Raw genomic sequence first — 11,725 nt, 5'->3', positions numbered from 1 at the left:
CGGTCTCGGCGGGCTCGTCGTCGGGGTATCGACCCAACTCATCGTCGTCGGTGTCATCGGCTTCGTGGTGATGCTCGGCGGCGTCATCCTCGCCGTCACGCCGACCCGAGGCATCCCGCGCAGCCCCGTCGATGCTGCACCAGCGCCGTCGAAGCCGCGCGCCCATTCCTCGTTCATGGATCGCATGAACGAGCGCTGGGATCGCCGGCAAGACGGGCCCTGACCGCCGGTCCTGCGGGACCGCACGCATTGAGCACCGACCTCCGGGTCGGTGCTTTTTCGTTGTGCCCGGCGGTGCGGATGCGCCGAGGGAGGGATCGATCCCCCTCCTGGCGGGAATGAGTGACAAAGTGGAGGAAAGTGGAGTAAAGTGGCGAACATCCTCACGGGGGCCGGACGAAGGGGGTGGCTGGCACATGCTCTTGGGCACGCACACTCCCAAGCTCGACGACAAGGGCAGGGTCATCCTCCCCTCCAAGTTCCGCGACGACCTCGGCGGCGGCATCGTCATCACCCGCGGCCAGGAGCGCTGTCTGTACGTCTTCAGCTCCGATGAGTTCGAGCGCATCCACGAGCGCATCCGCGAGACGCCGCTGTCCAACAAGCAGGCCCGCGATTTCCTCCGGATGTTCCTCTCCGGCGCCAGCGCCGAGAAGCCCGACAGCCAGAACCGCATCACGATCCCGCCGTCGCTGCGTGCGTACGCCGGCCTCGAGAAGGACCTCATCGTCACGGGCGTCGGCGCGCACGCTGAGATCTGGAACGCCGACTCGTGGAACACGTACGCCGAAGGTAATGAAGCGAGCTACGCCGAACTCGAGCAGGAGGTGATCCCGGGCCTGTTCTGAGCCCCCGACCCTGACTCCCAGCCGCTCACGCCCTGCCGCACTTCCCCGGTGTCAGGTCAGAGCGGATGGGGATCAGGATCTGGGGACACCGATCCCGAATCCCATGAACCTGCGCGACATCCACACACCCGTCCTGCTCGACCGCTGCGTCGAGCTGCTCGCCCCTGCCCTGCAACGAGAGGGCGCCGTCCTCGTGGACGCCACGCTCGGGATGGGCGGGCACGCCGAAGCATTCCTCGAGCGGTTCCCCGACATCCATCTGGTCGGACTCGACCGGGACCAGGACGCCCTGGGCATCGCCGGCGAGCGGCTGGAGCGCTACGCCGATCGCCTCACGCTGGTGCACGTGGTCTACGACGGCATCGAGGCCGCGCTGAAGTCGGCCGGATTCGAGACGGCGGACGGCATCCTCTTCGACCTGGGCGTCTCGTCGCTGCAGCTCGACGTCGCGGACCGGGGTTTCGCCTATTCGAAGGATGCCCCGCTCGACATGCGCATGGATCAGACGACCGGACCCATGGCGGCGTACATCCTCGAGACCTACAGCGAGGGCGAGCTGCGCCGGATCTTCGAGCGCTACGGCGAGGAGAAGCTGTCGGGCCGCTACGCACGCGCCATCATCAAGGCGCGCGACTCGGCACCGATCGAGCGGTCCGGACAGCTCGTGGAGATCCTGACCGCGGCCACGCCGTATGCAGCACAGCGCACGGGCCACCCCGCCAAGCGCGTGTTCCAGGCGCTGCGCATCGAGGTCAACGGCGAACTCAGCGTGCTCGAGCGCGCGATCCCCGCCGCCCTGGGCGTGCTTCCGGTCGGCGGCCGCATGGTCGTCCTCTCGTACCAGTCCCTCGAAGACCGCATCGTCAAGCGCGCGCTCGCGGAGGGCGCGGCATCCACTTCGCCGGCAGGCCTCCCGGTCGAACTCCCCGAGCACGCGCCGCGCTTCCGGCTGCTGGTAAAGGGAGCCGAGCAGGCCAGCGACGAGGAACGCGCACGCAACCCGCGGGCCACGCCGGTGCGCCTGCGCGCAGTCGAGCGCGTGAGGGATGCCGCATGAGCGCCCTCAGTCAGGCCGCCGCGCTCGTCGCACCAGGTGCCGCCCACCGCGGAGACTCCACAAGCCGCCGACTGCGGGTGGTCGAAGAGCCCTCGCGCCGCCGTCGACCGAAGCTCGTCTACGGCGTCGTCGCCCTCACCGGAGCGCTCGCGATCGGGACCGCGCAGATGGCGCTGTCGATCCTCACCACGCAGAGCTCCTACGAGCTGTCGACGCTGAGTCAGGAGGCGCGCGAACTCACCTGGCAGAAGCAGATCCTCTACGACGACGTCGCCGGACTCAGCTCCCCGCAGTACCTGGCGGCGAACGCATCGGCACTCGGAATGGTCATCGACGAATCGCCGAGCTACCTGCGGCTGAGCGACGGCGCGCTCCTCGGCGAGGGTCAGGCGGCGCTCGGCGCATCGTCGATCGACGCCATCGGCCGCGCCTCCGTGCCCAACGCGCTCATCACCGACACCCCGCTGGTGACAGCACCGGACGCGACCATCCAGGGCGCGCCCGTGGAGGCACCGGTCGTCGTGACGGACGGCGGAGTCGTGAACACTCCGCCGCCGCTCACCGACGGACTGCCCACTCCGAGCACACACTGATCACATGACCACGAGAAGCACCCGAAGCCCTCGGCGTCGCACGGTGATCGCGCTTGCCGTGGTGCTCGCCGTCCTCGCCGGCTTCATCGTGCGGCTCGTGGACATCCAGGTGGTCAACGCCGACACCCACATCGCCGATTCCATGAAAGTGGCGCTCGGCGCGTCGCGCACGCTCTACGGGACGCGCGGGGAGATCGTCGACGAGTCCGGCCAGCTTCTGGCCGGCAGCATCCTGCTGTACGACGGCGTGCTCGACCCGAAGAACGTGGGGCCTGTCACGCGTGAGAACGACGAGGGGGAGCGCGTCGTGGTGCCCTGGGCGAAGGTCGCGGGCGAGATCGGCGCCATCACGGGTCAGACCTCCGAGGAGATCCAGAAGATCGTCGCCGACGCGCGCGCCGACGACCCCGACTCGCAGTTCGCCTACCTCGAGCGCGGACTCACGACCGAGCAGTACCGCGACCTCGTCGCGATCGGCGCCCCGTTCCTCACCTTCGACGCCCATCCCGCGCGGACGTACCCGGACGGCGCGGTGGCCGGAAACCTGGTCGGTTTCATGGGCAGCGACGCCGTACCGCTGGCCGGCATCGAGAAGAGCCAGAACAACTGCCTGCTGGCCACGAACGGCACGCTGTCATTCCAGAAGGGCAAGGACGGCGTCACCATCCCCGGCACCGAGCAGCAGCAGCCCGCGGTGAACGGCGGAACGCTCGAACTCACGATCAACCGCGATCTCCAGTGGTACCTGCAGCAGCTGATCGGCGAGCAGACGCAGGACATGGGCGCCAAGAGCGGCACGATCTCGGTGGTCGAGGTCAAGACCGGAAAGGTGCGGGCGATGGCCGACTACCCGACGGTCGACCCGAACGATTTCGCCGCATCGCCGGATGACGACCTGTACAGCCGCATCTTCAAGAACACGTTCGAGCCGGGTTCCACGTTCAAGCCGATCACCGCCGCGACCCTGATCGACGCCGCAGGACAGACCCCGACCTCCACCGTCATCGCATCCGGCTGGGAGACCTTCGACAACGGCGCGCGCGTGACCGACTCGTTCTCGCACGAGCCGTACCTCTACACACTGGCCGGTGTGCTCATCGACTCCTCGAACGCGGGCATCTCCCGCTTCAGCGAACGCGTGGACCCCCAGGTGCGCTACGACTACCTCAAGAAGTTCGGCATCAGCACGGGCAGCGCGATCGGGTTCGTGGGTGAGCAGCAGGGGCTGGTGTACGAGCCGTCGGAGTGGGACAACCAGACCGTGTACAACACGACGTTCGGTCAGGCGCTGACGACCACGGTGCCCGAACTGCTCGGCGCTTACGGGACGATCGCGAACGACGGGGTGAAGGTGCCCCTGCGGCTCGTGGAGTCGTGCACCCACGCGGACGGCACGGTCGTCCAGCCCGACGTCCCCGATTCCACGCGCGTTCTCAGCGAGTCGACGGCGGTGCAGGTGCAGGGGATGCTCGAGAACGTGGCGCTGCAGGCCGGCTACGCGGACGACGTGGCGGTGCCGGGCTACCGCGTGGCGGTCAAGTCCGGCACGGGCGAGCAGGTCGACCCGGAGACCGGTCGCTACCGGCAGGGTGTGTACTTCACCACGATGATCGGGTTCGCGCCGGCCGACGATCCGCAGTACGTGGTCGCGGTGACCTTCGACTCGCCGACCAAGGTAACATCGTCTGCGGCCAACGCACCGGCGTTCCAGAAGGCGATGACCCAGGTCCTGAAGACCTACCGGGTGATGCCCGCGACGACGGAGCCGACGCTGCTTCCCAAATTCGGCTGAGCAGCGCCCGATCCGGCCGGAGAACCTTTGATCGCGCTCACCCTTGCTCAGCTCGCGTCCGTCCTGGACGGCCGGCTCCATCTCGCTTCCGACGATTCTCCCGAGACCGAGGTCTCGGGAGGTGTCGACACCGACTCCAGGCTCATCGAACCCGGCGGGATCTTCGTCGCGAAACCGGGTGAGATCACCGACGGCCATCTGTTCGTGGATGCGGCGGTCGCCAACGGTGCCGCGGTGGCGATCGTGGAGCGCGTGGTGCCGGCATCCGTCAGTCAGATCGTCGTCACCGACGCGATCGGCGCCCTCGCCGACCTCGCGCGCCACGTCGTGGCGCAGGTTCGGGATGCCGGACACCTCCGCATCGTCGGGATCACCGGATCGAACGGCAAGACCACGACGAAGAACCTGCTGGCCCGGATCCTCGAGGATGAAGGCGAGACCGTCGCACCGCGTGCGTCGTTCAACAACGAGGTGGGGGCTCCGCTGACCATGCTGCGCGTGGCGCGCGGCACGCGTTTCCTGGTGAGTGAGTTCGGGGCGAGCGCGCCCGGAGAGATCGCCCGCCTCGCCGGACTGGTCGAGCCCGACATCGGTGTGGTGCTCATGGTGGGACTCGCGCACGCCGGCGGATTCGGTGGCATCGAGGCGACGTTCCAGGCGAAGGCGGAACTCGTCCGCGCACTGCGTCCGGGCGGCATCGCGGTGCTCAACGCCGACGACCCCCGGGTCGCCGCCATGGCGCCGATCGCCGGGGAAGGCGGCGCCGCTGTGCGGTGGTTCGGTCGCGGCCCCGCGGCGGAGGTCCACGCGGACGAGGTCGAGGTGACCGCAGACGGAACCCGCTGCGTCGTCTTCGCCGACGGTGACTCCGCCAGGCTGCACCTGAGGGTTCTCGGCGAGCACCACGTCATGAATGCGCTCGCGGCGATCGCGGCGGCGACGGCCCTCGGGGTGTCGCTGTCAGCGTGCGTGAAGCGACTGGAGACCGTCGAACTGGCGGAGCGGTGGCGCATGCAGCCGCTGGGCACGGAACGCATCCGGATCATCAACGACGCCTACAACGCGAGCCCCGATTCGATGGCGGCTGCGCTGCGGACCCTCGCGCAGATCACGGGTCCCGGTCAGCGGACGGTCGCGGTGCTGGGTGCGATGAGCGAGCTCGGCGAGTACGCCGACGACGAGCACGACCGCGTCGGGCTGCTCGCCGTGCGGCTCGGCATCCAGCGGATCGTGGTGGTCGGAACCGATGCGCGCCGCATGTACCTCGAGGCGATCGCGCAGGGCTCGTGGGATGCCGAGGCCGTCTTCTTCCCGAACGCCGACGAGGCGTACGACTATCTGATCGGCGAACTGCGTGACGGCGATCGCGTGCTCGTGAAGTCGTCCAACGCGGCCGGTCTGCGGTTCCTCGGCGATCGTCTGGGAGAATCCTTCTCGTGAGATCACTTCTGACGGCGGCTGCGATCTCACTGGCATTCAGCCTGTTCCTGACACCCGTCTTCATGCGCCTGTTCCGCAGGTGGGGCTGGGGCCAGGTGATCCGGACGCCGGAGGACGTGCACAACCCCAGCCACGGCGAGAAGCGCGGAACGCCGACGATGGGCGGCACGATCTTCATCGTCGGAACGATCGTCGGCTATTTCGTCGGCACCTACACCGGCAACAACCCGCCCACGATCTCGGGGCTGCTGGTGATCTGGCTGATGGTGGGCCTCGGCGCGGTCGGCTTCATCGACGACTACATGAAGGTGCATCGCCAGCGCAGCCTGGGTCTCACCGGCTGGCGCAAGATCCTCGGCCAGGTGATCGTGCTCGTGCCGTTCGCCGTCATCGCGCTGAATCTGCCCAACCGGGTCGGCCAGACCCCCGCGGCTGCGTACGTCTCGGTGTTCCGCGACATAGACGTGCTGTCGTTCATGGCGCTCGGGCCCATCCTCGGCTGGCTGCTCTATCTGGCCTGGATCTCGTTCATCGGGGTCGCAGCATCCAACAGCGCCAACGTCGCGGACGGGCTCGACGGCCTCGCCGCCGGTGCCGGGGTCTTCATGGTCGGCGCCTACAGCCTCATCGCCTTCTGGCAGTTCCAGCAGGTCTGCACCGGCGGACCGGAATTCCTCAGGGCCTGCTACGACACGCGGGATCCGCTCGACCTCGCGATCGTGGCGGCCGCGTTCGCGGGTGCGCTCATCGGCTTCCTGTGGTGGAACGCGCCGAAGGCGAGCATCTTCATGGGCGATGTCGGCTCGATGGGCATCGGCGGAGTCCTCGCCGCGATGGCGATCTTCACCCGCACCGAACTCCTGCTGATCCTCGTTGCCGGCGTCTACGCCCTCGCCAGCGGATCGGTCATCGCCCAGCGGCTCTACTTCAAGCTCACCCGCGGCCGGCGTCTGTTCCTGATGAGCCCCTTCCACCATCATCTCGAGATGCGCGGCTGGCCCGAGATCACGATCGTCGTGCGGATGTGGATCATCTCCGGGATGCTGGCCATCTCGGGGGTCGGCCTGTTCTACGTCGAGTGGTTGTCGCAGACATGAGCTCCGGCCGGCTGGATGCCCTGACGAGCTGGCGCGCCGATTGGAAGGGTCTTCGGGTAGTCGTGCTGGGCCTCTCCGTCACCGGATTCTCCGCCGCCGACACGCTGGCCGAACTGGGTGCCGACGTGCTCGTGGTCACCGAGGCCGCCGACCCCGAGTACGAGCGGCTGCTGGCGGTGATCGGCGTGAGGTCGTGGGTCGGCGCGCTGGACGGGGTGCCCGCCGAGCTGGCCGGGTTCGAGCCCGAGGTGGTCGTCGCCTCGCCCGGCTTCCCGCCGCGGCATCCGGTGATCGAGTGGGCGCTCGAGTCGGGGATCGCGGTGTGGGGCGACATCGAGCTCGCCTGGCGCGTGCGCGACAAGGTCGTACGCCCGGACGGCTCGCCCGCGGACTGGGTGCTCATCACCGGGACGAACGGCAAGACCACGACGACGCGGCTGGCCGCGACGATGCTGGTCGAGGGCGGGCTCCGGGCGGCGCCGGTCGGCAACATCGGAACGCCGGTGCTGGACGCGGTGCGCGATCCGGCGGGGTTCGACGCTCTCGTGGTGGAGCTGTCCAGCCATCAGCTCTGGTACATGGGCCTGCAGGCCTCGCCGGAGCCCGTCTCGCCGTACGCGAGCGTGTGCCTGAACATCGCCGACGACCACCTCGAGTGGCACGGGTCGTTCGAGGCGTACCGCGATGCGAAGGCGCACGTCTACGATCGCACCCGCGTCGCGTGCGTCTACAACAAGGCGGATGCGGCCACCCGGGCGATGGTGGAGGACGCGGACGTCGTCGAAGGCGCGCGAGCGATCGGATTCGATCTCGGCGTGCCGGGCCCGAGCGACCTCGGCGTGGTGGACGGGATCCTCGTCGATCGGGCCTTCCTGGAGGACCGTCGCCGGAGCGCGCTCGAGCTGACCACCGTCGGCGAGCTCGACGAGCAGGGACTTGCGGCACCGCACATCGTCGCGAACATCCTCGCGGCGAGCGCGCTTGCGCGGTCGCTGGACGTTCCGCCCGCCGCGATCCGCAGCGCAGTCCGCGGCTTCCGGCTCGACCCGCACCGCATCGAGGTGGTCGAGGTGGTGGACGGGATCACGTGGGTCGATGATTCGAAGGCCACCAATCCCCACGCCGCGGCGTCCTCGCTCGCGGCCTTCCCGGGCTCGGTCTGGGTCGTCGGCGGGCTGCTGAAGGGCGTCGACATCTCCGCGCTGGTCGCCGGCCGCGGCATCTCCGCGAAGGCCGCGATCGTGATCGGCGTCGATCGGGCACCCGTTGTCGCGGCGTTCTCGCGACACGCGCCCGCAGTCCCGGTGTTCGAGGTGGACGCCGCTGAGACTGAAGAGGTCATGGCCCGGGTTGTCGAGCTGGCAGCCGGGATCGCTCGTGACGGGGACGTCGTTCTGCTCGCCCCCGCCGCGGCATCCTTCGATCAGTTCGCCTCCTATGCCGACCGTGGGCGCCGATTCGCCGCCGCGGTGCGCAATCGGATCGGGAAGGGGAGCGGTGGCGAGCACGACTCAGACCCGCACCCGTCCCCGGGCGATCGAGGCTGACCCCGCCGCGCGTCGCGGCCTCGCCGCGCGGGTGTCGCTCGGCCGGGTGTTCGCGCCCGTGCCCAGCGAGTTCCTGCTCATCGCGTCCACGGCGCTTCTGCTGACCGGCTTCGGCCTCGTGATGGTGCTGTCGGCCACCTCCGCGACGGCCACGGCGGCGGGCGAGCCGCCCTACGAGGCGGTCATGAAGCAGGCGGTCTTCGCGGTGATCGGCATCCCGGTCATGTTCATCGGCAGCCGGCTGCCGATCAGCTTCTGGAAGCGCGCCGCGTGGCCCGCGCTCATCGGGTCGGTCCTGTTCCAGCTGCTCGTCTTCGTACCGGGCCTCGGCGTCGAGGCGAACGGCAATCGCAACTGGATCATGATCGCAGGCTTCCAGTTCCAGCCGGCTGAATTCCTCAAGCTCGGTCTCGCGCTGTGGATGGGCTACGTCCTGTTCCGCAAGCAGACCCTGCTGGGGCTGTGGCGGCACGTCTTCATCCCTGTCGTCCCGGTCGGGGCGCTCGTCATCGCGACCGTCCTCGCCGGCCACGACCTCGGCACGGCGATGATCCTCGTGCTCATCGTGCTCGGTGCGCTGTTCTTCTCGGGCGTGAAGCTGCGCATCTTCATCCTGCCCCTGATCGTCTCGGTGGCGGCCGTGGCCGCACTGGCCGTCACCAGCCCGGACCGCATGCGGCGCATCATGAGCTTCCTCGACGCGGACTGCCTGGCGGATTACTACAACAGCTGCTATCAGCCGCTGCACGGCATCTGGGGACTCGCGGGCGGCGGCGTCTTCGGCCTGGGCCTCGGCAACTCGAAGGAGAAGTACGACTGGCTCCCCGCGGCGGCCAACGACTACATCTTCGCGATCGTCGGCGAAGAGCTCGGGCTCATCGGCTGCGCCGTCGTCCTCGCGCTGTTCGCGCTCTTCGCGGTCGGCGCCTTCCACGTCATCCGCAAGACCGACGACCCGTTCGTGCGCATCGTGTCGGGCGCGATCACGGTCTGGGTCGTCGGTCAGGCGCTGATCAACATCGGCGTCGTGCTGCGCGTCTTCCCCGTGCTCGGGGTTCCCCTCCCATTCATGTCGCAGGGCGGAACCTCGTTGCTGTCGGTGCTCGTCGCGTCCGGCGTCCTGCTGTCCTTCGCGCGGTCGCTGCCGGTCAAGTCCGCGACGGTCCCACGGCCGCGGCCGGCGGCGCGAGCACGCGCCAAGGCCTGACCCGCCCTTCGCCTCGCCCGCAGGGCTGTCCTGCGGCCCGGGTAGGGTCGGAGGGTGACGACGTACCTGCTGGCCGGTGGCGGAACCGCGGGGCACGTCAACCCGCTCCTCGCCGTCGCCGACGCCCTGCGGGCGCGCGAGCCGGATGCCGAGATCCTCGTACTCGGCACGCGCGAAGGCCTGGAGGCGCGACTCGTGCCGGAGCGCGGGTACGAGCTGCTGTTCGTGGACAAGGTGCCCTTTCCGCGGCGGCCCGATCGTGCCGCGGCGGCGTTCCCGTCGCGATTCCGTCGCGCGATCGCACAGGTGCGCGCGCACATCCGCGATCGCGGAGTGGACGTCGTCGTCGGGTTCGGCGGGTACGCGTCCGCACCGGCGTACGTCGCCGCCCGCCGGGAACGCGTGCCGTTCGTCGTCCACGAGGCCAACGCGCGCCCGGGGCTTGCGAACGTGCTCGGCGCTCGTCGGGCCGCGGCCGTCGGCGTCGCGTTCGACGGGACACCGCTGCGCCGCAGCCGCGTCGTCGGCATGCCGCTGCGCCGCGAGATCGTCGACCTCGACCGGGCGGGCCTCCACGACGAGGCGGCGGCCCATTTCCGGCTGGATCCGGCGCGTCCGACGCTGCTCGTGTTCGGCGGGTCGCTCGGCGCGCAGCGCCTCAACGAGGCCTTCGCCGGCGCGTGGAAAGATGTGCTGGACGCGGGCTGGCAGCTCCTGCACGTGACGGGGGAGCGCTCAGAGCTGCCCGACCCGGACGTGCCCGGATACGCCGTGCGCCGCTACGTCGACCGGATGGATCTCGCGTTCGCGCTGTGCGACCTGATCGTCGCGCGCGCAGGGGCAGCGACGGTCAGCGAGATCAGCGCCCTCGGCATCCCTGCGGTGTACGTCCCGTACGCCGTCGGAAACGGCGAGCAGGCCCTGAACGCGGCATCCGCCGTCCGCGCCGGCGCCGCGGTCCTCATCCCCGATGGCGAACTCACCGCCGACCGCATCCGCTCCGAGGTCCTTCCGCTGCTGGCCGACCCTGCACGGCGCGACGCGATGACCCAGGCCGCGGCATCCGTCGGCACGCGCACCGGCACCGACAACGTCGTCGGGATGATCGACGAAGCGCTGCGAAGCCGGCGCTGACCTCCGGCGGCAGCGCGGGCCGACGCCGGGTCAGCGCGCCGAGGGCCGGCCCTCAGGCTCGGAACTTAGGATGAACGGGTCATGATCAGACCCGACCTGAGCCTTCCCATCCCCGAGCGCATCGAGGCCGCACACTTCATCGGCATCGGCGGATCCGGCATGTCGGGGCTCGCCCGCATGTTCCTCGAGCGGGGCATCCGAGTCTCCGGATCGGACCGCGCGGACAGCGCGGCACTTCAGGAGCTCGCGGCGCTCGGTGCGAGGGTCACCGTCGGCCACGACGCCGCCAACCTGGGCGATGCCGACACGGTCATCCACACCGGCGCGATCTGGCCCGAGAACCCCGAGTTCATCGCGGCCAAAGAGCGCGGGATGCCGGTGATCCATCGTTCGCAGGCGCTGCACTGGCTGATCGGCGGGCGCCGGCTCGTCTCCGTGGCAGGCGCTCACGGCAAGACCACGTCCACGGGAATGATCGTCACGGCGCTGCGGGAGCTGGACGCGGATCCCACCTTCGTCAACGGCGGTGTGATCGCCCAGCTGGGCGCCTCGAGCGCCACCGGCTCCGACGACCTGTTCGTGATCGAGGCCGACGAGTCGGACGGCACCTTCCTGCTGTACGACACCTCGATCGCGCTGATCACGAATGTCGATCCCGACCACCTCGATCACTACGGCACCGAGGACGCGTTCACGGATGCATTCGCGACGTTCGCCAATCGTGCGCACGAGGCCGTCGTCCTCTCTGCGGACGACCCGGGCGCGCGCTCGGTCGCTCAGCGGCTGACGCATCCGCACGTGCTCACGTTCGGTGAATCGGATGCCGCCGACGTGCGGGTCAGCGGCATCCACACCGACGGACCGGTCTCGTTCACGATCACCTCCGGCGGTGGCTCTGTCGATGCGCGGCTGGGCATTCCCGGCGCTCACAACGCGATCAACGCCGCCGGCTCGGTCGCCGTGCTGCTCACGCTCGGCTACGAGCTCGAGCCCGCCGTCCGTGCCGTCGA

General features: G+C 69.4%; 10 protein-coding genes and 1 pseudogene. All 11 read left to right on the top strand.

Features of this window, described 5'->3' with window-relative positions; all coding sequences use genetic code 11:
• Window positions 1-223: pseudogene (locus VFX99_RS13730) on the top strand (DUF3040 domain-containing protein); the annotation flags it as partial.
• 193 nt (window positions 224-416) lie between these two features.
• Window positions 417-848 carry a division/cell wall cluster transcriptional repressor MraZ gene (gene mraZ, locus VFX99_RS13725; protein ID WP_329666855.1) on the top strand — a complete coding sequence of 144 codons (432 nt, stop codon included), beginning with the start codon at window positions 417-419 and terminating at the stop codon, window positions 846-848.
• A gap of 103 nt (window positions 849-951) precedes the next feature.
• Window positions 952-1,905 carry a 16S rRNA (cytosine(1402)-N(4))-methyltransferase RsmH gene (gene rsmH, locus VFX99_RS13720; RefSeq protein ID WP_329666854.1) on the top strand — a complete coding sequence of 318 codons (954 nt, stop codon included), beginning with the start codon at window positions 952-954 and terminating at the stop codon, window positions 1,903-1,905.
• Window positions 1,902-2,498 carry a hypothetical protein gene (locus VFX99_RS13715; protein WP_329666853.1) on the top strand — a complete coding sequence of 199 codons (597 nt, stop codon included), beginning with the start codon at window positions 1,902-1,904 and terminating at the stop codon, window positions 2,496-2,498. Before rsmH ends, VFX99_RS13715 begins: the two co-directional genes overlap by 4 nt.
• 4 nt (window positions 2,499-2,502) lie before the next feature.
• Entirely contained in the window at window positions 2,503-4,290 is a 1,788-nt protein-coding gene (locus tag VFX99_RS13710) for a penicillin-binding protein 2 (protein ID WP_329666852.1), read from the top strand.
• Between the two features lie 27 nt (window positions 4,291-4,317).
• Window positions 4,318-5,730, top strand: coding sequence for a UDP-N-acetylmuramoyl-tripeptide--D-alanyl-D-alanine ligase (locus VFX99_RS13705; RefSeq protein ID WP_329666851.1), 1,413 nt, complete (start codon window positions 4,318-4,320; stop codon window positions 5,728-5,730).
• Window positions 5,727-6,827 carry a phospho-N-acetylmuramoyl-pentapeptide-transferase gene (mraY, locus tag VFX99_RS13700; RefSeq protein ID WP_329666850.1) on the top strand — a complete coding sequence of 367 codons (1,101 nt, stop codon included), beginning with the start codon at window positions 5,727-5,729 and terminating at the stop codon, window positions 6,825-6,827. The genes VFX99_RS13705 and mraY overlap by 4 nt, the downstream gene beginning before the upstream one ends.
• Complete coding sequence (murD, locus tag VFX99_RS13695) at window positions 6,824-8,374, top strand: UDP-N-acetylmuramoyl-L-alanine--D-glutamate ligase (protein WP_329666849.1); 1,551 nt, start codon at window positions 6,824-6,826, stop codon at window positions 8,372-8,374. Before mraY ends, murD begins: the two co-directional genes overlap by 4 nt.
• Entirely contained in the window at window positions 8,325-9,581 is a 1,257-nt protein-coding gene (ftsW, locus tag VFX99_RS13690; RefSeq protein ID WP_329666848.1) for a putative lipid II flippase FtsW, read from the top strand. The genes murD and ftsW overlap by 50 nt, the downstream gene beginning before the upstream one ends.
• Window positions 9,582-9,635: 54 nt before the next feature.
• Entirely contained in the window at window positions 9,636-10,715 is a 1,080-nt protein-coding gene (locus VFX99_RS13685; protein ID WP_329666847.1) for a UDP-N-acetylglucosamine--N-acetylmuramyl-(pentapeptide) pyrophosphoryl-undecaprenol N-acetylglucosamine transferase, read from the top strand.
• Between the two features lie 81 nt (window positions 10,716-10,796).
• Window positions 10,797-11,725: Mur ligase domain-containing protein (locus tag VFX99_RS13680; RefSeq protein WP_329666846.1), on the top strand; the 929-nt coding region annotated here is incomplete at its 3' end.

The sequence above is a fragment of the Microbacterium sp. genome (assembly GCF_036277215.1).
Lineage (GTDB): Bacteria > Actinomycetota > Actinomycetes > Actinomycetales > Microbacteriaceae > Microbacterium.
This window is presented reverse-complemented; position numbering and strand designations above follow the sequence as displayed.

What these genes read in the sequence shown, in the direction of transcription:
- mraZ (WP_329666855.1), top strand. Translation starts at nt 417, where the DNA reads ATGCTCTTGGGCACGCACACTCCCAAGCTCGACGACAAGGGCAGGGTC.
- murD (WP_329666849.1), top strand. Translation starts at nt 6,824, where the DNA reads ATGAGCTCCGGCCGGCTGGATGCCCTGACGAGCTGGCGCGCCGATTGG.
- VFX99_RS13715 (WP_329666853.1), top strand. Translation starts at nt 1,902, where the DNA reads ATGAGCGCCCTCAGTCAGGCCGCCGCGCTCGTCGCACCAGGTGCCGCC.
- VFX99_RS13710 (WP_329666852.1), top strand. Translation starts at nt 2,503, where the DNA reads ATGACCACGAGAAGCACCCGAAGCCCTCGGCGTCGCACGGTGATCGCG.
- rsmH (WP_329666854.1), top strand. Translation starts at nt 952, where the DNA reads ATGAACCTGCGCGACATCCACACACCCGTCCTGCTCGACCGCTGCGTC.